Source organism: Chryseobacterium cupriresistens, from assembly GCF_046614675.1.
Taxonomy (GTDB): domain Bacteria; phylum Bacteroidota; class Bacteroidia; order Flavobacteriales; family Weeksellaceae; genus Chryseobacterium; species Chryseobacterium cupriresistens.
The window spans coordinates 916,630-941,445 of the sequence record NZ_JBKKJT010000001.1 but is presented as its reverse complement, the minus strand read 5'-3'; the positions used below and the strand labels follow the sequence as shown (position 1 = coordinate 941,445).

At 38.0% G+C, this 24,816-nt stretch carries 23 protein-coding genes and 1 pseudogene; 19 read left to right on the top strand and 5 right to left on the bottom strand.

Annotated features, from left to right (window positions below; all coding sequences use genetic code 11):
* The first annotated feature begins 90 nt into the window (after nucleotides 1-90).
* Both ACLI50_RS04395 and ACLI50_RS04390 read left to right on the top strand, forming a co-directional pair.
* Complete coding sequence (locus ACLI50_RS04395) at nucleotides 91-957, top strand: SPFH domain-containing protein (RefSeq protein WP_110008771.1); 867 nt, start codon at nucleotides 91-93, stop codon at nucleotides 955-957.
* 78 nt (nucleotides 958-1,035) lie between these two features.
* Nucleotides 1,036-1,224, top strand: a complete 189-nt coding sequence (locus ACLI50_RS04390) for a type II toxin-antitoxin system antitoxin (protein WP_034694367.1) — start codon at nucleotides 1,036-1,038, stop codon at nucleotides 1,222-1,224.
* Nucleotides 1,225-1,414: 190 nt separating this feature from the next.
* Here the strand turns inward: ACLI50_RS04390 and ACLI50_RS22680 are convergent, their stop codons facing one another.
* Complete coding sequence (locus ACLI50_RS22680; RefSeq protein ID WP_002979804.1) at nucleotides 1,415-1,564, bottom strand: FAM210 family protein; 150 nt, start codon at nucleotides 1,562-1,564, stop codon at nucleotides 1,415-1,417.
* Between the two features lie 135 nt (nucleotides 1,565-1,699).
* On the opposite strand from ACLI50_RS22680, the gene amaB reads away from it, so the two are divergent.
* From amaB to ACLI50_RS04350, 8 genes are all read left to right on the top strand, one after another.
* Entirely contained in the window at nucleotides 1,700-3,250 is a 1,551-nt protein-coding gene (gene amaB / locus ACLI50_RS04385) for an L-piperidine-6-carboxylate dehydrogenase (protein ID WP_202842423.1), read from the top strand.
* A 111-nt stretch (nucleotides 3,251-3,361) separates the two neighbouring features.
* Nucleotides 3,362-4,687 (top strand): L-lysine 6-transaminase, encoded by a 1,326-nt coding sequence (gene lat / locus ACLI50_RS04380; RefSeq protein WP_202842420.1) that lies wholly within the window; start codon nucleotides 3,362-3,364, stop codon nucleotides 4,685-4,687.
* Nucleotides 4,688-4,748: 61 nt separating this feature from the next.
* Complete coding sequence (locus tag ACLI50_RS04375) at nucleotides 4,749-4,979, top strand: DUF2007 domain-containing protein (RefSeq protein ID WP_002979801.1); 231 nt, start codon at nucleotides 4,749-4,751, stop codon at nucleotides 4,977-4,979.
* Between the two features lie 172 nt (nucleotides 4,980-5,151).
* A complete protein-coding gene (locus tag ACLI50_RS04370) occupies nucleotides 5,152-5,664 on the top strand; it encodes a GNAT family N-acetyltransferase (protein ID WP_202842418.1) in 513 nt (170 codons plus the stop codon).
* 116 nt (nucleotides 5,665-5,780) lie between these two features.
* Nucleotides 5,781-6,236: a hypothetical protein gene (locus ACLI50_RS04365; RefSeq protein WP_034694378.1), complete on the top strand. Its 456-nt coding sequence runs from the start codon at nucleotides 5,781-5,783 to the stop codon at nucleotides 6,234-6,236.
* A gap of 1 nt (nucleotide 6,237) precedes the next feature.
* A complete protein-coding gene (locus ACLI50_RS04360; protein ID WP_202842413.1) occupies nucleotides 6,238-7,425 on the top strand; it encodes an efflux RND transporter periplasmic adaptor subunit in 1,188 nt (395 codons plus the stop codon).
* Complete coding sequence (locus tag ACLI50_RS04355) at nucleotides 7,425-10,571, top strand: efflux RND transporter permease subunit (RefSeq protein WP_062670038.1); 3,147 nt, start codon at nucleotides 7,425-7,427, stop codon at nucleotides 10,569-10,571. Before ACLI50_RS04360 ends, ACLI50_RS04355 begins: the two co-directional genes overlap by 1 nt.
* Nucleotides 10,572-10,662: 91 nt before the next feature.
* Entirely contained in the window at nucleotides 10,663-12,078 is a 1,416-nt protein-coding gene (locus ACLI50_RS04350) for an efflux transporter outer membrane subunit (RefSeq protein ID WP_411413240.1), read from the top strand.
* A gap of 194 nt (nucleotides 12,079-12,272) precedes the next feature.
* Here ACLI50_RS04350 and ACLI50_RS04345 read toward each other — a convergent pair whose 3' ends face one another.
* Nucleotides 12,273-13,163, bottom strand: a complete 891-nt coding sequence (locus ACLI50_RS04345) for a C1 family peptidase (protein WP_395973456.1) — start codon at nucleotides 13,161-13,163, stop codon at nucleotides 12,273-12,275.
* Nucleotides 13,164-13,355: 192 nt separating this feature from the next.
* Nucleotides 13,356-14,336, bottom strand: a complete 981-nt coding sequence (locus ACLI50_RS04340) for a BtrH N-terminal domain-containing protein (RefSeq protein WP_343641043.1) — start codon at nucleotides 14,334-14,336, stop codon at nucleotides 13,356-13,358.
* A gap of 168 nt (nucleotides 14,337-14,504) precedes the next feature.
* On the opposite strand from ACLI50_RS04340, the gene ACLI50_RS04335 reads away from it, so the two are divergent.
* Both ACLI50_RS04335 and ACLI50_RS04330 read left to right on the top strand, forming a co-directional pair.
* Nucleotides 14,505-14,993, top strand: coding sequence for a GNAT family N-acetyltransferase (locus tag ACLI50_RS04335; RefSeq protein WP_395973460.1), 489 nt, complete (start codon nucleotides 14,505-14,507; stop codon nucleotides 14,991-14,993).
* A 2-nt stretch (nucleotides 14,994-14,995) separates the two neighbouring features.
* The gene (locus tag ACLI50_RS04330) at nucleotides 14,996-15,478 is read left to right on the top strand and encodes a MarR family winged helix-turn-helix transcriptional regulator (protein ID WP_411413239.1); all 483 of its coding nucleotides are present in this window, start codon (nucleotides 14,996-14,998) and stop codon (nucleotides 15,476-15,478) included.
* Between the two features lies 1 nt (nucleotide 15,479).
* Here ACLI50_RS04330 and ACLI50_RS04325 read toward each other — a convergent pair whose 3' ends face one another.
* On the bottom strand, nucleotides 15,480-16,109 hold the full coding sequence (locus ACLI50_RS04325) for a hypothetical protein (protein WP_411413238.1): 630 nt from the start codon (nucleotides 16,107-16,109) through the stop codon (nucleotides 15,480-15,482).
* A 162-nt stretch (nucleotides 16,110-16,271) separates the two neighbouring features.
* Between ACLI50_RS04325 and ACLI50_RS22675 the strand changes: the two are divergent.
* Nucleotides 16,272-16,538: pseudogene (locus ACLI50_RS22675) on the top strand (YdeI/OmpD-associated family protein); the annotation flags it as partial.
* A 403-nt stretch (nucleotides 16,539-16,941) separates the two neighbouring features.
* Here the strand turns inward: ACLI50_RS22675 and ACLI50_RS04315 are convergent.
* The gene (locus ACLI50_RS04315; RefSeq protein WP_395973468.1) at nucleotides 16,942-19,551 is read right to left on the bottom strand and encodes a TonB-dependent receptor; all 2,610 of its coding nucleotides are present in this window, start codon (nucleotides 19,549-19,551) and stop codon (nucleotides 16,942-16,944) included.
* Between the two features lie 373 nt (nucleotides 19,552-19,924).
* Between ACLI50_RS04315 and ACLI50_RS04310 the strand changes: the two genes are divergently transcribed.
* From ACLI50_RS04310 to ACLI50_RS04285, 6 genes are all read left to right on the top strand, one after another.
* On the top strand, nucleotides 19,925-20,320 hold the full coding sequence (locus ACLI50_RS04310) for a low affinity iron permease family protein (RefSeq protein WP_395973470.1): 396 nt from the start codon (nucleotides 19,925-19,927) through the stop codon (nucleotides 20,318-20,320).
* Between the two features lie 27 nt (nucleotides 20,321-20,347).
* Nucleotides 20,348-20,917 (top strand): CinA family protein, encoded by a 570-nt coding sequence (locus ACLI50_RS04305; RefSeq protein WP_411413236.1) that lies wholly within the window; start codon nucleotides 20,348-20,350, stop codon nucleotides 20,915-20,917.
* 24 nt (nucleotides 20,918-20,941) lie between these two features.
* Entirely contained in the window at nucleotides 20,942-21,694 is a 753-nt protein-coding gene (locus ACLI50_RS04300; protein ID WP_411413235.1) for an SDR family oxidoreductase, read from the top strand.
* 11 nt (nucleotides 21,695-21,705) lie between these two features.
* A complete protein-coding gene (locus tag ACLI50_RS04295; protein WP_411413234.1) occupies nucleotides 21,706-23,184 on the top strand; it encodes an alpha-amylase in 1,479 nt (492 codons plus the stop codon).
* Between the two features lie 163 nt (nucleotides 23,185-23,347).
* Nucleotides 23,348-23,914, top strand: a complete 567-nt coding sequence (locus ACLI50_RS04290) for a YciE/YciF ferroxidase family protein (RefSeq protein ID WP_395973476.1) — start codon at nucleotides 23,348-23,350, stop codon at nucleotides 23,912-23,914.
* A 227-nt stretch (nucleotides 23,915-24,141) separates the two neighbouring features.
* Nucleotides 24,142-24,750, top strand: a complete 609-nt coding sequence (locus ACLI50_RS04285) for an alpha-ketoglutarate-dependent dioxygenase AlkB family protein (RefSeq protein ID WP_411413233.1) — start codon at nucleotides 24,142-24,144, stop codon at nucleotides 24,748-24,750.
* The last annotated feature ends 66 nt before the right edge of the window (nucleotides 24,751-24,816 follow it).

The window sequence follows — 24,816 nt, the reverse complement described above, 5'->3', positions numbered from 1 at the left end:
TACCTCAAAAAAATCAAAATTTATAATTCATAATTCATAATTCATCACTATCTTTATGATATCAAAATAATATCAAATTAAAATTCAATCATGGAAAAAATCTTAAAACCTATGTCCGGCTATCTTACATTGGTTATTTGCCTGGCTTTGTTTATCGCAGCTGTCTACTTTTTTATTACCGGAGTAGACCAGAATATAACTTTTGTTGCGCTCGCTATGCTGTGTTTTCTGATATCATGCTTTTTCTTAAAAGGATTAATGATTATTCAGCCTAACCACTCAAGAGTGCTTAACTTTTTTGGAAAGTATGTTGGAACGGTAAAAGAAAACGGACTTTTCTTTATCAACCCGCTTTATTCATCACAGAAAATAAGTCTTCGTTCCGAAAACCTTCAGGGGCAGACTTTAAAAGTAAATGATAAGATGGGGAATCCTATTGAAATTGCAGCCGTAATTGTATGGAAAGTAGGAGATACTTACAAAGCAGCTTATGAAGTAGAAAGATATACGGATTATGTAAGAATGCAGAGTGAGGCCGCAGTAAGACACCTTGCGGTAAGCTTTCCTTATGATAACCTTGAAGATGAACATGCGAACATTACCTTAAGGGACGGTGGGGATCAGGTCAACAAAATTCTCGAGCAGGAATTATTAGAAAGACTGGCACCGGCAGGAATCATTATCCAGGAAGCGAGAATTACCCATTTGGCTTATGCTTCAGAAATTGCGGGAGCAATGCTTCAGAGACAGCAGGCTACTGCGATTGTTGCTGCAAGAACCAAGATTGTGGAAGGAGCGGTAGGAATGGTAGACCTTGCCCTGAAAAAGCTTTCTGAAGATAATATCGTTGAACTGGATGATGAAAGAAAAGCGGCGATGGTAAGCAATTTAATGGTGGTTCTTTGCGGTGAAAAAGCGGCAACACCTATCCTAAATGCAGGAACACTTTACAATTAAGAAATTTAACAGTGGGCTTTTGGTACAGACAGTTTCTATACTGACAGCAACTGTAAATAATGTTAGAGAATTAAAAAAATGAAATCAGAAAAAGCTCAGAACTCTTCAGAAAGCAAAGGCAAAAAATCCTTTGTGATAAGAATAGACGAGTCTACTTATAAACTCCTTGAAAAGTGGGCCAATGATGAATTCAGAAGTGTAAACGGACAGATAGAATACCTGCTGCATCAGAGTCTTGTTAACGCAGGGAGAAAGAAAAAAGAGTAAATGAAAGGAAAGAATAGAGAAGGAATGATAATATTTTGGGGAAGTATACCCACAAAAAATGATGATATCCCCCTTTTCTAAAATTACAGAAAATATAAAAAAGACCTTCTTTTTTAGCTTTTCAATAAAAAAATAACAATTCAGTTAATCTTATACCAAAAAAGAAAGCAGAGAAATTTTCTCTGCTTTTTTATTGTATACAACTTTGAAGACTATCTGCTCCAACGTAGAATATGACGAGCCAAATCAAGCCTTTAATGGTAAAGAAAGCTAATCCTGCCCATCCCACACGCTTGAACCACTTTTTAAGCTTTGAGTTGTTTTCCTGTGAATTTTCCATTGGTGATTATCAAAATGATTACTTTACAAAGATAAGCATGTTTATAATTAGTCCAAATAAAAAGCCTATTAAAAATTAAAGTTTTGAGGTTCACATAATATTTTTATCTTTAGAGAGAACGAAAAGTAAGATTTTATGTCAAAAAAAGTAAAAGATTTCGGAATCGAAAAAACACTCAGAAATCTTGGGATTAAAGAAGAGAACAAAGGGACTTCAGTGGGCGGAAAATATTTCGCATCAGGAAAAGTGATAGAAAGCATTTCTCCTGTGGACGGAAAGTTGATTGCTAAAGTAAAAACTTCCGGAGAAAGTGATTATGACAAAGTAATTGAAACTGCTCAAAAGGCATTTCATGAATTCAGGCTGATTCCGGCTCCCAAAAGAGGAGAGATGGTAAGACAGCTGGGCTTAAAATTAAGAGAATATAAAGACGACCTGGGTAAACTTGTTTCTTATGAAATGGGTAAATCATTACAGGAAGGTCTTGGAGAAGTTCAGGAGATGATCGATATCTGTGACTTTGCAGTTGGACTTTCAAGACAGCTTCAGGGGTACACTATGCACTCTGAAAGACCTGGACACAGAATGTATGAGCAATACCATCCGCTGGGAGTTGTTGGGATTATCACCGCATTCAACTTCCCGGTAGCCGTATGGTCCTGGAACACTGCATTAGCATGGATCTGTGGTAACGTTACCATTTGGAAGCCATCTGAGAAAACACCGCTTTGTGCTATTGCATGCCAGAATATCATGATGGAAGTTTTGAAGGAAAATAATCTTCCTGAAGGAATTTCAAGTGTATTGGTATCGGACCACGAAATCGGGCAGAAACTGGTAGATGATAAAAGAGTAGCGCTGGTATCTTTCACTGGATCTACAAGAGTTGGAAGAATGGTTTCTTCTAAAGTAGCTGAAAGATTCGGAAAGTCTATCCTTGAATTGGGTGGAAACAATGCGATCATTATTACAAAAGAAGCTGATATTGATATGTCAATTATCGGAGCTGTTTTCGGAGCTGTAGGAACTGCAGGCCAGAGATGTACTTCGACAAGAAGACTGATTATCCACGAAAGTGTGTATGATGAAGTGAAAACAAGATTGGCAAAAGCTTATGGCCAGTTGAAAATCGGAAATCCATTGGATGAGAAAAACCATGTAGGACCGCTTATTGATACTGATGCTGTAAACCAATACGAAGAAGCCATCAAAAAATGTAAAAAAGAAGGTGGAAAGTTCGTTGTTGAAGGCGGAGTTTTATCTGGTAAAGATTACGAATCCGGATGCTATGTGAAACCTTGTGTGGCTGAAGTGAAAAACTCTTATGAAATTGTTCAGCACGAAACTTTTGCACCAATCCTATATCTGATCAAATACAAAACATTAGAAGAAGCGATCGCTATTCAGAATGATGTTCCTCAGGGATTGTCTTCTGCAATCATGACCCAGAATCTAAGAGAGGCAGAATTGTTCCTTTCTCACGCTGGTTCAGACTGTGGAATTGCCAACGTCAATATCGGAACATCCGGTGCTGAAATTGGTGGAGCTTTCGGTGGTGAAAAAGAAACCGGTGGTGGAAGAGAGTCAGGATCTGATGCCTGGAAGTATTATATGAGAAGACAAACCAATACTATCAATTACACCGCACAACTTCCTTTAGCACAGGGAATTAAATTTGATTTATAAAAGCTTTACTTAAAGCACTCAAAAAACATAAAACTTAATAACCTGAATGATTAAAGGCTTCATTTTTGGATCATTTAATCGTTCATTTATTAAATCACACTACAATTTATTATGGAACACACATTAGATATAAAAGCAAATAAAGTAAAAGAAACAGTAGGAAAACATGTGTTGGCAGACGGTTTCGATTTTGTGATGGATATTGAAAAGTCACACGGATCATGGCTTTATGATAAACTGACAGACAGAGAATACCTGGATATGTTCTCTATGTTTGCATCTGCATCCATCGGATACAACCACCCTTATCTTGTTGAAAGATCAGAATGGTTAGGAAGAATGGCTGTTAATAAACCTACTCTTGCGGATGTTTACTCAGAAGAGTACGCTCACTTCCTTGAAGTATTCGAAAGAGTGGTTATCCCTGAAGAATTACAATATGCTTTCTTTATCGAAGGCGGAACGATGGGCGTTGAAAATGCAATGAAAGCATGCTTCGACTGGAAAACCCGCAAAAACTTTGCAAAAGGATTAGACACTGAAGCAGGAATCTGTATTCATTTCAAACAGGCTTTCCACGGAAGAAGTGGTTATACTTTAAGTTTAACAAACACTGCTGATCCGAGAAAATACCAATATTTCCCGATGTTCAACTGGCCGAGAATTTTAAATCCCAAATTAAAGTTCCCGATTACAGAAGAAAACCTTGAAGAAACTATCAAAAACGAAAACCTTGCTTTACTTCAGATTGAAGAGGCTATTTTGATGAACCCCGATAAAGTGGCGTGTATCATCATCGAACCTATTCAGGCTGAAGGCGGTGACAATCATTTCAGAGACGAATTCCTGCTGGGATTAAGAAGAATCTGTGATGATAACGAAATCTTACTTATTTTTGATGAAGTTCAGACGGGAATTGCCATTACAGGGAAAATGTGGGCATTCCAGCATTTTACAGCAAAACCGGACATTATTTCTTTCGGGAAAAAAGCTCAGGTTTGTGGTGTGCTGGCTAATAAGGAAAAATTTGATCAGGTTCCAAACAATGTTTTCAGGGAAAGTTCAAGAATCAACTCAACATTCGGAGGAAACTTTATTGATATGCTTCGTTTCCAGCTGGTAATGGAGGTGATCGAAAAAGAAAATCTTGTAGAAAATGCAAGAGTAGTGGGAGATTTCTTACTGGAAAGCTTAAAAGCTCTGGCAGAAAAATATCCTGAGAAAATTTCAAATGCAAGAGGAAGAGGGCTTATGTGTGCGATCGATCTGCCAACTGCAGAACAGAGAAACCACCTGATGAATGAGCTTTTCAATGACGGATTGATTATTCTTCCTTGCGGGGATCAGTCTCTTCGTTTCAGACCTCATTTGAATGTTACTAAAGAAGAAATCCAGCTTGCTTTAGACAAAATTGAAAACAATATTAATAAAATTTAAAATCCGGAATTTGTAATTTTAAAAAAAACATTGTATATTTAGATACTCAAACAATTAGAATATGGAAAGAAGTACGAGAGTATCAGTTTATGAAAGTGATAACCCTTCAGAAATTCAGTTGGTTAAATCTAAATTGGATGACGCACAGATTACAAACACGGTTGAAAATAACTATCTTACATTTACTACAACGCCAACAGCCACTTCGCTGAAGGTAATGGTAGATCTGGAAGATGAATCCAAAGCATTTGAAATTATTGATGCTTACCTTCAACAAAGTGAAAATCAATAAACAATTTCATAATTTTAAATTTTACTACTTCGAACCGAAAATTAATTTTAATTAATTTTCGGTTTTTTAATTGCAACCCATCAAAAAATAAATATTTCAAAGATTGAACGGAAAGCAGCAATTCTGATTTTAAATTCTTAAATCATTCAATCTTTTAATCAAATTTTATAACATGAATCCAGAGATTAAACTAAGACAAGCGGAAATTGAAGACAGAAACATTATTTGGAAAATCATCCAGCAATCCATTGAAAGAAGAAGACAGGACGGAAGCACCCAATGGCAGAACGGATACCCTAATCTAGGAACGGTAGAAAGTGATATTGCGAAAGGATTCGGGCATGTATTGACCGTAGACGGAGAAATTGCAGTATATGCAGCCCTGATTTTGAATGATGAACCGGCTTACAGTACCATTGAAGGAGCATGGCTAAGTGACGGTGAATTTGTTGTGGTTCACAGAGTGGCCGTAGATGAAAAATTTGCCGGACAGGGAATGGTAAAGAAACTTTTTGATCAGATTGAATATTTTACCAAATCTCATGGAATTCAGAGTATTAAAGTAGATACCAACCATGATAATATCGCCATGCTGAAAATTCTTGAAGGCAGAGGGTATTCCTATTGTGGAGAGGTTCTTTTAAGAGACGGGATGAGGAAAGCTTTTGAGAAGATTATAATTTAGGCAAAAAGTTAAATCAACTTTCATTGAATTTTTAAAACGTCCAGTATTTATAAACTCTATCGGGTTTGTTCGTTTGGTTCTGAACTAATTTCTACTTTTGTTCAAATTTTTATATTATGCACCAAAGTATAGAAATTGATGAAAAAATTTTTCAGGATGCCGTAAAATTTTATGGTACTGTGTTCAGCTTACCTCCTTTAGCATCAAAAATTTATTCCTACCTTCTTTTTGACTATGAGAAAGTAGGAATTACTTTTGACGAGTTCGTTGAAGTGCTCTCCGCGAGCAAAAGTTCTGTTTCCACCAGTATTTCATTACTACTGAATGCTCAGCTTATCGTAGACCATAACAAAATGGATGAGCGGAAACGGTATTTTTTCATCAATGATGAATACAAAAAAATACGATTCGAGAAAATTGTCCAGAAAATGCAGGACGAACTAAGACTATTAGATGATTTAAACAATTTTAAAAAAAGTAAAGACGATGGATACAACGAAAGAATAGAAGTTTACAAAGCACTCTTAAATAAAAACATAGAAAATATTCAGGAATCTCTTAATAAACTATAAAATGAATAATAAGCTAGTTATACTTTCCATTGCAGCGCTTTCACTGACTGCCTGCAAAAAAGAAGCTCCGAAACAGGATGGTGCCAAGCCATATCCTGTTATCTCAGTGGAGTCAAAAAATATAGTGGGTTATCAGACGTTTCCGGCTACCATCCAGGGTAGAGTAAACAATGATGTACGTGCAAAAATACAGGGATATATTACCCAGGTATTGGTAGATGAAGGACAATATGTTACAAAAGGACAGCCATTGTTTCGTCTGGAAACCAATATCCTGACCGAAAATGCAGCTGCTTCCAAAGCAGGAATCGGTGCTGCAGCATCAAGCGTTGCCGCAGCGCAGGCTTCTGTAAATGCAGCTCAGGTTGAAGTCAACAAACTTAAACCACTGGTTCAGAAAAATATCATCAGTAACGTACAGTTACAGACCGCTCAGGCTCAGCTGTCACAGGCACAGGCACAGCTTCAGCAGGCCAATGCTGCTAAAAGACAGGCAGAAGCCAACTATAAAGGAGTAGAAGCCAACATCGAATATTCTATTATCCGTGCTCCTATTTCAGGGGTAATCGGAAGACTGCCATTGAAAGTAGGAAGTTTGGTAGGGCCGTCTGATCAGACTCCTCTGACAACGATTTCTGATACCTCTGAGATCTATGCTTACTTTGCCATGAATGAAAAAGAATATTTTGATTTCCTTGAAAAATCTCCGGGAGCTTCTATGCCTGAGAAAATCAAAAACTTACCTATGGTTGAACTTCAGTTAGCCAACGGAAGTCTTTATCCTGAAAAAGGGAGAATTGAAGCCATTACCGGCCAGATTGATCCTACAACCGGAACCATTCAGTTCAGAGTTGCTTTCTCGAATGCCCAGAAATTATTAAGTAATGGGAACAGTGGAACGATCAGGTTCCCTCAGCATTATGACAATGTACTTGTAGTACCTGAAAGTGCTACTTATGAGCAGCAGGGTATTGTTTACGTTTACAAAGTAGAAAAAGGAGATACTGCCAGAAACGTTGTTGTGAATGTTATCGACAGAATCGACAATATGGCTCTTATCAAATCCGGAGTTAATAAAGGTGAAAGAGTTATTGCAGCTGGTATCGGAGGTCTGAAACCGGGAACAGCCGTGAAACCGCAGCCAATTAAAATGGATAGTCTTGTTCAATCAATAAAACCGAAATTCTAATGATAAAAAACTTTATTAACAGACCGGTTTTATCCACCGTAATCTCAATCCTGATTGTGATTCTCGGTGTGCTGGGACTGATCTCGTTACCGGTTACACAGTATCCGGACATTGCGCCGCCTACGGTAAGTGTCTCCGCAAACTATACGGGAGCCAATGCCGAGACGGTAATGAAAAGTGTAGTAGTACCTTTGGAAGAACAGATCAATGGGGTGGAAGGTATGGATTATATCACTTCCAGTGCCGGAAACGACGGTTCTGCCCAGATCCAGGTTTTCTTCAAACAGGGAATAGATCCGGATATTGCAGCGGTAAACGTACAGAACCGTGTAGCGAGAGCTACGCCGCTTTTACCTGCCGAAGTAACGCGTTCAGGGGTAGTAACCCAGAAGCAGCAGACCAGTGCCCTGATGTATATGTCCTTCTATTCTGAAAATAAAGACCTGGATGACGTATACCTTCAGAACTTTTTGAATATCAATATTATTCCTAACCTGAAAAGGGTAAATGGTGTTGGAGATGCGAACGTTTTCGGGGGTAAAAACTACTCGATGAGAATCTGGCTTGATCCTGCAAAAATGGCTGCCTACAGTGTAACTCCTACCGACGTTACCAATGCCATCAATGAGCAGAGTAGAGAAGCAGCAGCAGGTTCTATCGGCCAGAACAGCGGTAGTTCTTTTGAATATATCATCAAATACGTAGGAAAATTCAACGATAAGGAACAGTACGATAATATCATCATCAAATCTCTTGCAAACGGACAAAACCTGATGCTGAAAGACGTTGCCAAAGTGGAACTGGCAGGACAGTCTTACACAGGAATCGGGGAGAACGGAAACAATCCTTCCATCAGTATGGGGATCTTCCAGACTCCGGGATCCAACGCACAGGAGATTATTAAAAATATCAAAGCCTATCTGAAATCGGCTGAAGGAACTTTCCCGCAGGGAATCAAGTATACATTTAACTTCGATACCAACGAATTTCTGGAAGCTTCTATTGAAAAGGTGGTTCATACCCTTATTGAAGCCTTCATTCTGGTATTTATCGTAGTATATATTTTCCTTCAGGACTTCAGGTCTACGCTGATCCCGGCTATCGCGGTTCCGGTATCTATTGTGGGGGCATTCTTCTTCCTGAATCTCTTCGGATATTCATTGAACCTCTTGACTTTATTTGCATTGGTACTGGCCATTGGTATTGTAGTGGATGATGCCATCGTCGTCGTCGAGGCCGTTCATGCCAAGATGGAACATGGTATTTCTGATGCTAAAAAAGCGACCGTAGAGGCAATGGATGAGATCACAGGGGCTATTATTTCGATTACTTTGGTAATGGCAGCTGTATTTATTCCGGTGACGTTCATTACAGGTCCTACAGGGGTATTCTATCAGCAGTTTGGTATTACGCTGATTATAGCCATCATCATTTCTGCGATTAATGCATTGACCCTGAGTCCGGTTTTATGTTCATTATTCTTAAAACCTCACGAAGCGCATCATGCAGAATATAAAAATCTGAACCTGTTACAGAAGTTTTTCTATAAGTTTAATATTGCTTTTAAAACAACTACTGAACGTTACGGAAGAGGATTTGTATTCCTGTTGAGACATAAATGGGTAACCCTGATAATTTTTGCTGTTACCGGAGGTATTCTGTTCTGGGCAAGCAGCAGCATGAAGAAAGGGTTTGTACCTACAGAAGACAGAGGGATTATTTTTACCGATGTTCAGCTTCCTCCGGGAGCTTCTATGGAAAGAACTTACAACGCATTGAAAACTCTTCAGGCTAAAGCATTGAAAGTTCCGGGCGTACAGAACGTAACGATTTCAACAGGTAGAGGGTTCTTGTCCGGAAACGGAAGTAACAACGGTCTTGCCTTTGTTAAACTGAAACCATTCGAAGAAAGAAAAAAAGACGGACAGACTTCTGAAGATATCACCAAAAAACTATTCGGAATTGTAGGATCTGTTCCTGACGCTAAAGTAGTATTCTTCCAACCGCCAAGTGTACCGGGATTTGGTAACAGTGCAGGTTTTGAAATGGTATTGCTTGATAAATCAGGTGGAGAATATGCCGATCTGGATGCTAAAACCAATGAATTCATCGGTAAGCTGATGCAGAGACCGGAAATTCAGTTTGCACAGACTTCATTCAATACCAAATATCCTCAGTATCAGATGGAAATTAATGTTCCTCTGAGCAAACAGCTTGGAGTTTCTGTCAATGAAATTCTGGCTACAATGCAGGGGTATATCGGAGGTATTTATACTGCAGACTTTACCAAGTATGGAAAGCAGTTCAGAGTGATGGTTCAGGCTCTTCCTGAAAACAGAAAGAATATTGAAAACCTGAATCAGCTTTATGTGAGAACAGGATCAGGGATCATGACTCCGATTTCACAGTTTGTAACATTGACAAAAGCATACGGACCACAATCCGTAAGCCGTTACAACCTCTTTACTTCAGTGAAGGTAACGGGAGCAAACTCTGACGGATACAGTTCTGGGGATGCCATTGCTGCGGTGCAGCAGGTGGCAGATGAAACCCTGAATCAAAACTATGCCGTAGAATTTACCGGGTTAACGAGAGAAGAATTAAATTCAGGATCTCAAACGCTTTTGATTTTTGGACTGAGTTTGATCTTTGTTTACTTTATCCTTTCCGCACAGTATGAAAGTTATATCCTTCCGCTGATTGTTATTATTTCTCTTCCTCTTGGGGTAATGGGAGCTTATTTCGGCCAGAAGATCATGGGACTTGAAAATAATATTTACTTCCAGATTGCCCTGATCATGCTCGTGGGACTACTGGCGAAAAACGCAATCCTTATTGTTGAATTCGCTGTCCAGAGAAGGCATCATGGAGAAACGATTGTGATGTCGGCCATTAATGCAGCGAAAGCCAGGGTAAGACCTATTCTGATGACCTCATTCGCCTTTATTTTCGGTTTATTGCCGTTGGTACTGGCAAGCGGAATCGGAGCAGTAGGTAACAGATCTATCGCTACGGGAGCGGCCATCGGACTATTGATAGGAACTGTTTTGGGATTATTTGTAATTCCGGTTCTGTATGTGATTTTTGAAACACTGCAGGAAAAAATCAAACCTATCAAAAAAGAAGATATCAATTTAGCAGAATAAAATTAAGATTTAAGAAATTAGAAGTTAGCAATTAGAGATAAGTCTAAAAACTAACTTCTAACTTCTAAACTCTAACTTCTAATTAAAAATAATGAAGAGTTTATTAAACATCATAAAAGGGATCACTTTTTCAGTTTTCATACTCGGAGCCATCTCATCCTGTATGGCGAGAAAAGAATATGAAAGACCGAAAAATGTTGTAGACGAAAAGCTTTTTCGTACAGACATGCTTCCTTCGGACAGCACGAATATTGCAGATATTTCATGGAAAGAAATATTCACTGATCCGATATTGCAGGGGCATATTTCCAAGGCACTGGAAAACAATCTTGATATCAGAATTGCTTTGGAAAGTATTAATTCTGCGGAAGCCTATCTTAAACAGAGTAAGGCAGCGTATCAGCCGACGCTTTCTATCGGACCCAACTATACATTTCAGACCCAGTCTATCAATACCCAGTTTGGACAGATCATCGGAGAAAGACGTTATGTAAACCAGTTTGACATTACGGCAAGTATCGGATGGGAAGCTGATATCTGGGGCAAATTGAAAGCACAGGAAAAAGCCCAGCTTGCGACTTATTTAGGAACTGTTGCCGCTCATAAAGCCGTTAAAAGCAGCTTGGTGTCTTCCATTGCTTCTGCGTATTATCAGTTGCTGACTTTTGATGCCCAGAAAAGAATTATCACGGAAACAATTGCTGTAAGGGAGAAAAATCTTGAAGCCACAAAAGCTTTAAAAGCTTCCGGGTCTCTTACTGAAGTAGCAGTTCAGCAAAGCGAAGCGCTTGTTTTCAATGCCAAATCATTACTGATTGATATTGATACACAGATCCAGCTGCTCGAAAATACAATGAGCCTTTTGATGGGAGAGCCTTCTCATTCTATAGAAAGATCTACATTGGAAGGGCAAAAACTCCCGATCGATTTAAAACTGGGTTACCCGACTCAGCTTCTGGCCAACCGCCCGGATGTAATGAGAGCAGAGTTTAACTTAATGAATGCTTTCCAACTGACGAATGCTGCCAAAGCTCAGTTTTATCCTACTTTAAAACTGACAGGAAGCGGCGGATTGCAGTCTGTGGATATTGACCACTTATTCAGTGTAAACTCTTTATTTGCGAATGTAGTGGCAGGACTGGCCCAGCCGATTTTAAATAAAAGACAGATCCAGACCAACTATGACGTAAGTCTTGCCAATCAGGAAACGGCTTACCTTAACTTCAGAAAAACAGTTTTGACTGCCGGAAAAGAAGTTTCGGATGCCATCAGGGTTTTCTCTGTTCAGGATTCATTTATTGAATTGAAACAAAAAGAACTTGATGCCTACAAAAAATCGGTTGACTATTCCCAGGAATTAGTGAACTATGGAATGGCGAACTATCTTGAGGTATTGAATGCAAATGTGAATTCATTGAATGCAGAACTTAACATTTCCAATGCAAGATACAGTAAAATGAAAGCAGCCGTAGAGCTCTATCAGGCTTTGGGCGGAGGCTGGAAATAACCGCTTCAGCAATGTAATATCATAAAAACGTATGTCAGGAATGGCATACGTTTTTTTATTGACAATATTAATCTGATTTTACCAGTGTTGTTATTATTTGTAAAAAATAAATGATCAGGTTTTAAAAGTATAAAAATGAGACTGTCTCCTATATCTGACAATACAAACATAGGAGACTTACTCAAAGTTAATTTTTATTGAATATAGGCTACATAAGATTCATTTATAGCTCCTTTTCTAGCCTTGGCAAAAAATGCATAGTCTATCCAGAAAAATCCATTGTTTCCCCATGTGGTACCCCAGGAATTTTGTACTTTAAAAGCTTGTTTAGCATCGTCATAACCCACTACACAAATGGCATGTCCTCCTCTTACAGCACCAGAATGACTTTTCCATATCCAATTGTTTGCCGAGCTTAAACTATCAAAGCTTCCATCTACCGTCACCGTAATAATTATTGGTAAATTCATGCTTAAAAGTGTCTTTACATTGGTGATATTGGTCTTATCTACAGTAGCCCAGGTTGTAAATTTATGAGTACTTGCTGCACTTTTTTGTGTTGCATTGGGCTGTGTAGAGCACTCTACATCTGTGTAGGGCATTTCATCCCAGCTGCAAACTCCCTGATCTTTTATTAAATTTAATCCACTGGATGCATAAGTTCCATTAGCGCAGCCATTTATCTTTATCTGATTATATACGTACTCAGGGCTTCTTGGGGTTGTTATCCCTTTAAAATTATATTCCAGAATACTTGCAGCAGCATAAGCTGTAGCAAATGCAACGCATGAACCTTCCTGTCCCTGATTTACTATTGGAGGAGTGTTGGGTATGGTATAACTTGATGGAATAGAAGCTATAAGCGTTTCTGCCGATTTGCCCTTAAATTTTATAGTTAATGCATCTATATCAGCTTTAGCAAATGAACTGTAAGTTTTGTCATCTACCAGGATTGCTCCTAAGGAACGCATTGCCTGATTTTCCTGCTTAGGCTGCTGAGTATTTTGTTCTTCTTCATTTCTGTTACATGAAGACAGAGATAGCATCCCTAATGCGATTGCAATTAATTTTAGATTTTTCATCATTGTATTATTTAAAATTTATTATATAAAAATATAAATTATTTTCATATAATTGCGATATAATTTATGAATAATATATTATTTTAGCTTTTTTTATGTGTTTGTATGTTTTTATTTATCGATTTGTTGATGGGTGTTAATATTATTCATTATTTTGTGAATTTATTATAACAGGAGTACCCGTTTCTTTTCCAGCTATAAAGTTGTCAATATCTCCATAGTTCTTTTTTCTTTTCCAGATATCTCTTTTAAAATATCCGAAGCCTGATGAATATATTGAATTTCCTTTGTCTGGTTTACTTTTTCAAACAGCTGAGACACATTTGTCCAGAGTCCGGCAATTTCAGTGAAGGCTTCATAGCCTGATTTTAAAGGATCAAGCTGAAGGAGTTCATAGCTTTCTTTCAAAAAATCACGGTATAAATTTCTGAACAATGCACCTCCGGTTCCTGCTTTTTCCATTAGTAAAGCCGCTTGCTTAAATTCTCCTTCAATATCTTTACTTGTATTGAACCATTTGACAATTTCAGTACTTGTTTTTAAAATCCCTTTGTAAGAAATATTGGTAATGGGTGGATTTAGGTATTCGGCCGCATTATTCCTGATTGCGGCGGATATGGCTTTTTCCAGATCAAATTTTCTGTCTGTGTTCCTGAGGGTATAATACATATTTTTGGAAGCCATCGGGCCTTTTTCAGAACGGGCCATAGCCAGACTTTTTAAAGATGTTTGTACTTGTCCGCCTTGTTGTCTGGTATCAATCAGGAAAGCATTTTCATCATCATAACCATAAATGGCGGCATAATGTCCTGCAAAATGGAAAGGATTTGAGAAATATTCCAGATGATAGCAATCCATTTTCAATCCTACTGCCTGTCCGTCATCGAGAAGTTCTTTTACCTGATCCCAGGCCTTTTGTTGTGAAGAAGTTTCCTTTATGGTTAATTCCAGATTCAGATTTCTGGCTAAATTTTGAGTGAGCAGGTCAGGTTTTATCCTTCCTCCAATGAAAGGGAAGTCCATTGTTTTCATGTTCCAATAGATAAAGCCCAGCCCTTCACCCAATCCGAAAAGCATTGGTTCGGAAAGGTCGATCCCGATTTGTTGTAATAATGTTCCCGTAGCGGTCGTTTCACAATGCTGTCCGTTAAAAGGTTTTATGTTTTCTATTTTCATTGTTAAAGTAAAGTTTTGAATGGTATTAATTTTTTGAGAAAATTACATAAATATCATCATGTAGAAATTCCGGTTTTGAAAATTTAGTGTTAAAATTTTTTAAAAAGTAGAATTGATTTGTATTTATGTATTCAACTACGTAGTTTTGTGCTTTAAAAGGTGAACACTATGAAATTAGAAATACAACCCATAGGAAATTCTTATTCGGAACAAGCCATTGATTTGATTTTGACGATCCAGCAGAAAGAGTTTAATATTCCGATTACCATAGAAGATCAGCCTGACCTTTTGCAGATAGAAAGTTTTTACACAGCAGCCGGAGGTAACTTTTGGGGTGCTTTTGCAGATGGTGAGCTGGTAGGTTCTATCGCTTTGGTTAAATTTGACGAAAGGGCAGGAGCCATCAGGAAAATGTTTGTTAAAAAGGAATTCAGAGGAAAAGAACTGAATATTGCGCAAGAATTACTGGAAGTTTTAATTTCTTTCTGCCGTGAAAACAGAATTGATGATCTATATCTGGGAACCATAACGGTACTGAAAGCAGCCCGGCGTTTCTATGAAAGGAATCATTTTGTAAAGATTGAAAAAAGCAATCTTCCTGCGAAATTTCCTTTAATGAGTGCCGATGATGTTTTTTACCACTTAAATCTCGACTGAATATGAATGTAATCAACGAAGCAGGAATTCTTGCCATATCCACAAGGCTACACCGCCTCAGTGAACAATTGAGGAAAGACGGAGCACTCATCTATAAAGCATTCGGAATTGATTTTGAACTGAAGTGGTTTCCGGTTATTTTCACCATTTATAAAAAAGAAATGGCAAGTGTTGTTGAAATAGCCAATGAAATAGGATATACCCATCCATCCACCATAACACTGCTCAAAGAACTTGAAAAGCAGGAGTTGATCCAATGGGAAAAAGATAAACAGGACGAGCGCAAAAGGCTTTTTAAACTCACTTCAAAAGGGCAGGAGCTCATTGAAAAAATGAAACCCGTTTGGGAACTGATGTCCCAGATTTTAGGTGATATTGCAGACAATAAAAATAATCTGCTGACTGGCATTGATGAAGCCGAAGAGAAAATTGCCAATCAGTCCTTTTATCAGAGAGCACTGCAGGTGAAGAACTCGAAAAAATAATTTATTCTATTATGATGTCAAGTGGATCTCTGACAGGCATGATATTTTTTAAATATTCTTTATCTTCTGCAGTTAGCTCATCTATGCCCAGTGCAATATCTTCCCACGCTTTTCCGCCTTGACGTGTAAGGGCAAATTCAATGGATTGAATTTTAGGCTTTTTATTAAGACCCAATATTCTTAAATCTATTCTTTGTCCTTCTTTTATTTTACCTTCTTCAATTTTTCCTATTAAGAAAAAATTTCTTCCTGTAACTTGAAATGTATTATTGAGTTGAAATTGAGCAACCGTTAAATGATGCCAGTTATATCCACAATATCTGCATTGCTTTGCACGTGGAGTACGGGCTAGTTTGTGGCATTTAGGACAATTGTTGAAAAAAACTTTTTCAGGAGTTTCTTTCATGATCCGGGTTACAACATTTTGTTCAAAAACTTCATATCCATGTTCTAATAGTTGTATGACTTCAGGATCAGAATTTATCCAGCCTCGCTCAATCATTATATTTCTCATACGTGTATTTTCAGAGCTCTTCAAAGTATACATATGATGATTCAGTGCTAAAGCTTCATCCTTGGTCATTAATTTGCTAAAATATCTGATCATATAATCTATAGTTTCTCTGTCCATATCCAAGTGAAAAAAATAGAATGTTTTTTAATGATTTATTTTGCCTAATTTATAATTTATTTCTTGAAGATAAGTTTGCGTATTATGAAATTAAATATTTAATACTGACAAACTATTGTCACTAAAGTATTTTAATTTTACATCATCAATAAAATAAAAGCTATGGGAAAAATTGCAGAGAAACAAACTTTCAATGTTAATACCAGGGCAGAATGGCGGCAATGGCTGGAAGAGAATCATCATACAGAACAATCGGTATGGCTGATCTGCAATACCAGAAAATCCAATTTACCCAATGTTTCCTGGAGCGAACTGGTAGATGAAGCGCTTTGTTTTGGCTGGATTGACAGCACAAGAAAGACTATTGATGAAGGCTCGTTTATGCAGTTATTCAGCAGACGCAAGCCGAAGAGTACATGGTCTAAAATCAATAAAGAGAAGGTTCAGAAGCTGATCAAAAATAATCTGATGATGAAAGCGGGATTTGAAACCATCAGAATTGCCAAAGAAAACGGCTCCTGGACTATTTTAGACAGTGTGGAAGACCTGATAATTCCGGAAGATCTGAATGAAGCATTTAAAATTCATGAAGGCTCTGAAGCCTATTTTCAAAGCTTGAGCAAGTCCATAAAAAAATGCTGCTTCAATGGATTGTGTTGGCCAAAAGACCTGAAACAAGAAAAAAACGTGTTGACGAAATCGCAAAACAGGCTGCTCAGAATAAGAAGCCAAAAAATTTTTAATTTTTTATTGATGATTAATAGATATAAAGACAGGCTGATCCAAAAAGGAACAGCCTGTTTAATAGTTTCATTATTGAAACGATATTGTATTAGAATCTCAAAGTCGCTGCAACAGACCAGGTTCTTCCGAAACCAAGGAATCCTGTATTACCGTCTGCAACACCCTGATACACTCTGCCAGCTTCCTGATATGTTTTTCCGGCATCCGGGCCATTGGCAATTTTATCGCCTGCAAAGATATTGGAGCTTAATTCAGAAATATAATATTTGTTGAATAAGTTGTATATGTTCGCTCTCAATGTCAAAGATTTTTTCGCATCAAGCGTGAATTTGTAAGAAGCTCCTACATCAAATAAATGATAGCTTGGCAATTTTACAATTCCTTTTTCTCTTGCCGCTTCAGTAAGGAAGTTGATCGGGTTGAACTGAGCATAAAGCTTGTCATAATATTCCCAGTTGGCATCGATACTGAAAGCTTTGGTAATATTGTAATCAGCTCCGATGCTTGCTGTTGTCTGGGCCGCATCTCCAACCTTTAGGTCTTTGATATTGATCATTCCGGTTGCTCCTGCTATTTCCTGATTGCTCTGAACATCAAGAATATTGAAGTTAGCGTTTCCTTTATATTTCCAGTTACCCATTGATACCATTCCTCTTAATCTTAGATTCGTAAAAGGTCTGGCTTTTGCTTCCAATTCGATTCCCTGGTGGAGCTGACCTACGTTCAGAGCATTGTAGAAATATGCACTTCCAAGGTTAAGCTGAGGGAATTTAGCAACATCTGCCGCTGTAGCATTGAATGTTCTTGAGATAAATCTGTCATCCCACTGCGTTCTGTAAGCATTGATGTTCACATCTATATAACGCGATTTGAAACCATATCCTAATTCCACAGAGAAGATTCTTTCATTCTTAGCATCATTATAGATATTCTGGTTAGACGGGAATAATGCATTGAATAAAGGCTGTCTTGAGATAACTCCTGTATTGAAAAATACATTGTGGTGGTCGTCAATATTATAGTTGGCACCTCCTTTTACAATATAACCTGTTTTATGATACCATTTTGTCTCCTGATTTCCAGGAGTATATAGCATATAGTCTCTTCTCTTGTAATATTGCTCGGAAACAGATCCCTGAACGGATGCACTTAGCTTTTCAGAGCTGTATTCAACCATACCGTAGATCCCTGCCCATTTTACAAGACCTTCGTTGTGTATGGATACTTTCTGAGCATCTTTAAGCTTGGTAAGCGGCTCCGGTTTTACAGTTTGATTAATATAATATCCTTTTGGAGCATTGGCTGTAGTAGGAACAAATAGCGCATCAGATCCTAACATATCAGTTACAATGTCATACAAAGCTCCTTTGTACGTTTTAAGATCAATACCTCCGTTGAAAGTCCAGTTGTTCTTTTTGTAATTAAGGTCTGCAATTACGCCATACCAGTCATGAGCATTGATACTCTGCTTTCTTACGATACCAGTGGTTCCGTTCAGAGTAGATACATATTGTCCGTTATAATCACCAGGAGAGCCTACAGGAGCCGTAAAAGTAGATTTCTGGAAGCTATTTCCATTATAATCCGTCACCATACCGCCTCTGTTATAACGGTAAATCATATCCCAGTTGATGGTACCGTCTCCTCCTGCACCATAATTCATGAAATTCATGGTTTGTCCTGCAGCGTTTTTGATAGAACCGTTAAGTCCGGTACCGCCGCCACCGCGTCCCCATGAGCCGTAAACCACTGTAGATAACTTCAGGTTGTCATTCATGGTCCAGTCCCAGTTCAAAGAGGCGATAGGCTTATGATAGAAATTAGGAGCTAAATTGAATTGAGAACCATTCAGCATTCCTGTTTGAGGGTTATATCTTCTTCCGTAAGTTCCAAATTGCTGTAAAGTGGCAACATTGGCTCCGGTTGCAGAAGACCTTCTCGTATCGTGTACCTGTGGTGCTCCGGTTGCAATTAAATTGAATGCATGTTTGTCATTAGGCTTAAATCCTGTTGAGAAAAACCATGAATAACCTTCTCCTTTTGTTCCGTTGATATATCCGTCACCTTGCCAGCGGGAAAGCAATACGGTTGTTCCCCACTTGTTTTTTAACCCTGAAGAGTACATGGCAGAAATTCTGGAGTAGTTATCGTTTCCAACTTCTCCTTTCACCATTGCTTTTTGCTCGGAATCGGTAGCTTTGGTAACAATATTGATCGTTCCTCCAACAGAAGGTACTACAAATTTAGAAGCACCCAATCCTCTCTGAATCTGAATATTGCTGGCAATATCAGCCAAACCGGTCCAGTTGGACCAATACACGGTACCTCCCTGCATGTCATTCACCGGCTGTCCGTTGATGATTACCGCAATGTTAGCTCCGTCAAAACCTCTCATGTTGATTCTGCTGTCTCCGAATCCTCCACCTACTTTCGTTACGTAAACGGATGGAGTAGACTTCATAATTTCAGGGAATTCTCTGTTTCCCAGTTTCTCCTGAATTTCTGCAGCCTTAATGTTGGAAACCGCAACAGGTGTTTTTCTCTCTTTGGCTGTTTGGGAAAGGTTTCTACCTACCAACATAACCTCATCAATAGATTTGGATTTCTCTAAAGAATCCTTCGTACTCTGCCCATAATATATGGCGGCCGTAGGTAATACAAGCGCTATAATAAGTCGCTTTTTAAAAGTAATGCTCATGAAATAAACTAGCGTGTTTGATTTTTAAGGCTGCAAAGATGGATAATTATTTTTTAATTAAGTATTAAATCTTAACGAAGTGATTTTATTCAGTTGTTGGAATATGCTTTATTTCTCACTTTTTGCAATGTGTTAATTATTCTACATATTTAGTTTACAGTTTGTTATAATAGAAAATGATAAAAGAATGGCTTGTTTTTAACGGGTAAAAATAATTATGCGGTTCTCCACATTTTTAAACAAAACTCAATATTGTTGGAAAATATACTATAATAATAGCTAAGTCATAAAAGGCATAGGTGACTTGAGTCATAATTTTTATACTGTTGTTTTGATAACTTGTATTACCATTTTATTCAAAATCGTGTTATTTATGAAAAAAAATTTTTTTGAAAGGTTTTCAGATCGTGTTGTCTGTATAACCGGAAGTCCGGGTGCTTTTATTACAGCAAGTTTACTGGTTATTGTCTGGGCTGTATGTGGACCTCTTTTCAATTATTCTGAAACCTGGCAGCTTGTTATCAATACGGGAACCACAATTGTAACTTTTCTAATGGTATTTCTGATTCAGAAAACTCAGAATAAAGACTCTAAGGCTATTCAGATAAAACTCAACGAATTGATAGCCTCCTACGAAAAAGCCAGTAACAGACTGGTGGATATTGAAGATCTGACGGAAGAAGAACTGGACAAGCTTCACAAATATTATGAGAAACTTGGACAACTATCTCAAGAAAAAGAACATTCACAGGATCCCGTGCAAAAATAGTCTTAATACTATTATAATATATATAGCATGATTTTAAAATCTTCTCAAATTGCCCACGCTGATTCATTGTCAGTGAAATCCCTGGTGCATTTCGTCATAGAATTGGAGAAACTGTTTAAACGTATCGGTGAATATCTTCTTTCCGGACAGGAAACTGTTTCAACGGCTGAAAGTGTTACAGCCGGATTTTTACAGTTTTCGTTTTCCCAGATGAAGGATGCCTCCCAATTTTTTAAAGGCGGCATGACAGCGTATACTTTAGAAGAAAAGGTAAACCTTCTTGATGTAGATGCTATGGAAGCAAGACAATATAACTCTGTATCTCCTCATATTGCTGAGACAATGGCGTTGCAGGCAGGTAAACTCTACAAAACCGACTGGTCTATTGGAGTAACAGGATATGCCACTCCGGTGGAAGAATCAGAAGGGAAGCTCTTCGCTTACTTTGCCATTGCTCACAAAGGAAAAGTGGTTCTTTCAGAGAAATTAGATCTGCACTCCAGAACCAAACCTGTTAATGCCCAGCTCTATTACAGTGAATTCATTCTGGGATGCTTTAAGCTGGAACTGGATAAGAACCGGAAAAACAAAGAATAAACCTATTTCAATAATAAACTACCTATGAAAGATTTACAACTGAAAAATAAATCTGTCCTTATTACAGGAGCAGACAGCGGAATTGGTAAAGCCATCGCTCTTTTATTTGCTCAGGAAGGAGCTGATATTGCCTTCATACACTATCATGATGCCAAAGATGCCATGAAGACAGTGGATGAAATAAAAAAAACAGGAAGAAAAGTCCTTTCGTTTGAAGGAGATATTAATAACAGCAAATTTTGCGAATCTGTTGTTAATGAAGTCGTTTCCAAACTGGGCGGAATAGATATCCTGATTAATAATGCCGGAACCCAGATTCCTTGTGAAAGTATAGAAAATCTTAAAGAAGAGGATATCCGCAAAACTTTCGATTCCAACATTATTGGAATGATCCTGCTCACAAAGATTGTATTTCCTTATTTAAAACAAGGGGATTCTATTATCAATACTACTTCAGCTACTGCCTATCTGGGACATGAAGAATTACTGGATTATTCAGCAACCAAAGGAGCCATCGTTTCGTTCACCCGTTCACTGGCATTACAGGCTAAACCTAAAGGAATAAGAGTGAATGCTGTTGCACCCGGACCGGTGGCCACGCCGCTTACGGAAAAAACATTCGGAGAAGAAGATGAAGATCAGAATAAACCGCCGCTAGAACGTAATGCTTCTACCGAAGAAGTGGCAGCAAGTTTTCTATTTCTTGCCACAGATGCTTCATCACAGATAACGGGACAGGTTCTTCATCCTAATGGAGGTTTAATTGTTAACGGTTAATCTTAACGGATATGAATGGAGTTATTATTCAGTTTTTCCATTGGTATCATCCCGGAAACCTATGGAATGAGTTTGCTGAAAAAGCAGAATATTTAAGAGATTTGGGGTTTACTGCCGTCTGGTTTCCTCCTGCCAATAAATGCAGTCTCAATAGGGAAGGGCGTGGCTATGATGTATATGACCTTTATGATTTGGGAGAATTTGATCAGAAAGGAAGTATACCAACACGATATGGGACGAAAGCTGAATATTTAATGGCTATAGAGAAAGCGCATGAAGCGGGAATGTCTGTGTATGCAGATATTGTTTTAAACCACAGGATGGGTGGAGATGAAGAAGAAAAGATTATGGTACATCAGCTGAATGAAGAAAACCGTAATGAAAGAATCTCAGAAAATATGGAGGTTTCGGCTTATACGAAATTTACTTTTCCGGGAAGAAAAGGAGTGTATTCGGACTTTATATGGGACTGCCACTGTTTCAGCGGTATTGACTATGTGATCAGAGAAGGTGAGGAGATGAAGGGGGTTTTTAAAATCCATAATGAATATGGTGAGGAGTGGACAGATGCCGTAAGTCATCAGTTCGGTAATTATGATTATCTGATGGGAGCTGACATAGAGTACCGTAATCCTTATGTTGTGGAGGAAATGAAAAACTGGATCAGATGGTATATGGAAACAACGAAAGTAGACGGTATCAGATTGGATGCCTTAAAACATATCTCCTCCGACTTTTTGAAAGACTGGATCTCCTATATTAAAACAGAAGTAAATCCTGAATGTTTTGTTTTAGGCGAATTCTGGAAAGACGAGGCAGAAAAAATTGAGTATTTTTCCGATAAAATGTCTGATCTTATCTCTTGTTTTGATGCTCCGCTGCATTATAATTTCTTTAAAGCATCACAGGATGGTAAAGATTATGATATGAGCCGGATTTTAAAAGGAAGCTTCCTGGAGAAGAAACCGGTATTCTCAGTTTCTTTTGTTGAAAATCACGATACACAGCAGCTTCAGGCTCTTGAATCTGCGGTGAAAGACTGGTTCAAACCCTTGGCTTATGCTATTATTCTTCTTACCGATGAAGCTTATCCCTGCATATTTTATCCCGACCTTTTTGGTGCAGATTATATCGATATAAAGGATGAGCAGGAAGTGCATATCATCATGCCGAAGGTTGAAGAGCTTCCGGGTCTGCTTGAAGCAAGAAAGCTTTTTGCATATGGTGAGCAGATCGATTATTTTGATCATCCCAACTGCGTGGCTTTTGTACGGAAAGGAGATGAAAAACATCCGGGATGCATTGTAATCATGTCTAATAGCGAAGAAGGTTATAAAGAAATAGAATTGGGAAAAGAACATGCGGATTCGGTTTATACCGATTTTTTAAAGAACCGTCATGAAGAAATTTATACGGATAAAGACGGGAAAGCGGTGTTTACTGTAAATTCGGGTTCGGTAAGTATATGGGTAAAAAAACAAACACCGTAATGATTGGCAAATTTTCAGGCCTTTTATTCTCTGCGAACAGCTATTCTAATTTTAACTTACCATATAAGCTCCTGTAATTTTAGATACCACATCTCAGTATTTTGGACAAAAATGGTCTTATAGTTGCAGATTTACCACCAATCAATCACTAAATTATTATAATATGGAAACTAAAACGGCAACCAAAAAAACACCAGCCAAAAAAGCAACAACAGCAAAAGCAAAAACTCCGGCTAAAAAAAATGCAGCCAAAAGTTTGGAAGATCTTTTTGAAGATGCGCTGAAAGATATTTACTGGGCTGAAAAAGCACTGCTGAAAGCGCTGCCGGCAATGATGAAAAATGCAACCAGTGAAAAGCTTAAACAAGGCATCGATAAGCACATCACAGAAACGGAAGGCCATGTGGAAAGACTGGAAGAATGTTTTAAAGCATTAGGGAAAAAAGCCCAGGCAAAGAAATGCGATGCTATGCAGGGATTACTGGATGAAGGAAAGAGCATTATGGAAGAAACAGAACCCGGAGCTGTAAGAGATGCAGGAATTATTGCAGCAGCACAAAAAGTTGAACATTATGAAATCGCCACATATGGTACACTTGCTGCATTCGCTAAAGTATTAAAAGAAGAGGATTGTCTTAAAAATCTTTTAAGTACACTGGAAGAGGAAAAAAAATGTGATGAACTGCTTACAAAAGTTGCTGATACCAATCTTAACAGCAAAGCAATGTAAATACAATCTTTATAAAAGAGGAGACCGATTTTTTCAGGTCTCCTTTTTATTGAAATCCGGAAAGGTTTAAAATGCAGCATTTTTATCTTGGTTAATTTTGTATCTGTTTTAGTATATTTGTGGATATGATTTGTATCAATTTGGTTTTTTATAATGAACCGTAATTGAATAACAAAACTGTTATACTGTAAAAGAAAACTGTATTCTGCCATTTATAAAGTTTAAAAATGACCCAACTTAGCCTGTTCGACTCAGCAGATCTGTACGAATTTCCAAAAGACCTTCTGGAATACAGAGAACATTTCCTGAATCAGGAAGAAGCTGACCATCTTAAAATTCATCTGCTTGAAACAGCTCCGTGGAAACAACGTACCCAGAAAATGTATGATAAAATGGTGCTGACACCACGCTTAACCGCCTGGTATGGAGATGAGAAAAATGCCTATCCTGCAGACAATGAACTGGATGCCCATCATTGGACACCCGAACTGTTTTCTTTAAAACAAAGAATAGAAGAAACATTTGGGTATCAGTTCAATTCCGTATTATTAAACCTTTACAGAGATCATAACGATTCTGTTGCCTGGCATCGGGATAAGGAAAGCAGATATGGGAAACGTCCGGTGATTGCATCAGTAAGTCTGGGGCAGACCAGAAATTTTGATTTCAGGAAAAAAGACCATCATCAGAGTAAATACAGCCTGCCTCTTCCTCACGGATCATTATTGATTATGAAAGGAGACCTTCAGGAAAACTGGGAACATCGTATTGCCAAGTCTCTAACCGCTATGAAGGAGCGTATTAATCTTACATTCCGGTTGGTTAACAAGTTGTAAGATATTTATTCATAATGTTTTATGATTAGGTTAGAAGTGTTGTAATCGGTTTTTGGCAGATAAATT

What these genes read in the sequence shown, in the direction of transcription:
- ACLI50_RS04395 (WP_110008771.1), top strand. Translation starts at nt 91, where the DNA reads ATGGAAAAAATCTTAAAACCTATGTCCGGCTATCTTACATTGGTTATT.
- ACLI50_RS04390 (WP_034694367.1), top strand. Translation starts at nt 1,036, where the DNA reads ATGAAATCAGAAAAAGCTCAGAACTCTTCAGAAAGCAAAGGCAAAAAA.
- ACLI50_RS22680 (WP_002979804.1), bottom strand. Translation starts at nt 1,564, where the DNA reads ATGGAAAATTCACAGGAAAACAACTCAAAGCTTAAAAAGTGGTTCAAG.
- amaB (WP_202842423.1), top strand. Translation starts at nt 1,700, where the DNA reads ATGTCAAAAAAAGTAAAAGATTTCGGAATCGAAAAAACACTCAGAAAT.
- lat (WP_202842420.1), top strand. Translation starts at nt 3,362, where the DNA reads ATGGAACACACATTAGATATAAAAGCAAATAAAGTAAAAGAAACAGTA.
- ACLI50_RS04375 (WP_002979801.1), top strand. Translation starts at nt 4,749, where the DNA reads ATGGAAAGAAGTACGAGAGTATCAGTTTATGAAAGTGATAACCCTTCA.
- ACLI50_RS04370 (WP_202842418.1), top strand. Translation starts at nt 5,152, where the DNA reads ATGAATCCAGAGATTAAACTAAGACAAGCGGAAATTGAAGACAGAAAC.
- ACLI50_RS04365 (WP_034694378.1), top strand. Translation starts at nt 5,781, where the DNA reads ATGCACCAAAGTATAGAAATTGATGAAAAAATTTTTCAGGATGCCGTA.
- ACLI50_RS04360 (WP_202842413.1), top strand. Translation starts at nt 6,238, where the DNA reads ATGAATAATAAGCTAGTTATACTTTCCATTGCAGCGCTTTCACTGACT.
- ACLI50_RS04355 (WP_062670038.1), top strand. Translation starts at nt 7,425, where the DNA reads ATGATAAAAAACTTTATTAACAGACCGGTTTTATCCACCGTAATCTCA.
- ACLI50_RS04350 (WP_411413240.1), top strand. Translation starts at nt 10,663, where the DNA reads ATGAAGAGTTTATTAAACATCATAAAAGGGATCACTTTTTCAGTTTTC.
- ACLI50_RS04345 (WP_395973456.1), bottom strand. Translation starts at nt 13,163, where the DNA reads ATGATGAAAAATCTAAAATTAATTGCAATCGCATTAGGGATGCTATCT.
- ACLI50_RS04340 (WP_343641043.1), bottom strand. Translation starts at nt 14,336, where the DNA reads ATGAAAATAGAAAACATAAAACCTTTTAACGGACAGCATTGTGAAACG.
- ACLI50_RS04335 (WP_395973460.1), top strand. Translation starts at nt 14,505, where the DNA reads ATGAAATTAGAAATACAACCCATAGGAAATTCTTATTCGGAACAAGCC.
- ACLI50_RS04330 (WP_411413239.1), top strand. Translation starts at nt 14,996, where the DNA reads ATGAATGTAATCAACGAAGCAGGAATTCTTGCCATATCCACAAGGCTA.
- ACLI50_RS04325 (WP_411413238.1), bottom strand. Translation starts at nt 16,109, where the DNA reads ATGGACAGAGAAACTATAGATTATATGATCAGATATTTTAGCAAATTA.
- ACLI50_RS04315 (WP_395973468.1), bottom strand. Translation starts at nt 19,551, where the DNA reads ATGAGCATTACTTTTAAAAAGCGACTTATTATAGCGCTTGTATTACCT.
- ACLI50_RS04310 (WP_395973470.1), top strand. Translation starts at nt 19,925, where the DNA reads ATGAAAAAAAATTTTTTTGAAAGGTTTTCAGATCGTGTTGTCTGTATA.
- ACLI50_RS04305 (WP_411413236.1), top strand. Translation starts at nt 20,348, where the DNA reads ATGATTTTAAAATCTTCTCAAATTGCCCACGCTGATTCATTGTCAGTG.
- ACLI50_RS04300 (WP_411413235.1), top strand. Translation starts at nt 20,942, where the DNA reads ATGAAAGATTTACAACTGAAAAATAAATCTGTCCTTATTACAGGAGCA.
- ACLI50_RS04295 (WP_411413234.1), top strand. Translation starts at nt 21,706, where the DNA reads ATGAATGGAGTTATTATTCAGTTTTTCCATTGGTATCATCCCGGAAAC.
- ACLI50_RS04290 (WP_395973476.1), top strand. Translation starts at nt 23,348, where the DNA reads ATGGAAACTAAAACGGCAACCAAAAAAACACCAGCCAAAAAAGCAACA.
- ACLI50_RS04285 (WP_411413233.1), top strand. Translation starts at nt 24,142, where the DNA reads ATGACCCAACTTAGCCTGTTCGACTCAGCAGATCTGTACGAATTTCCA.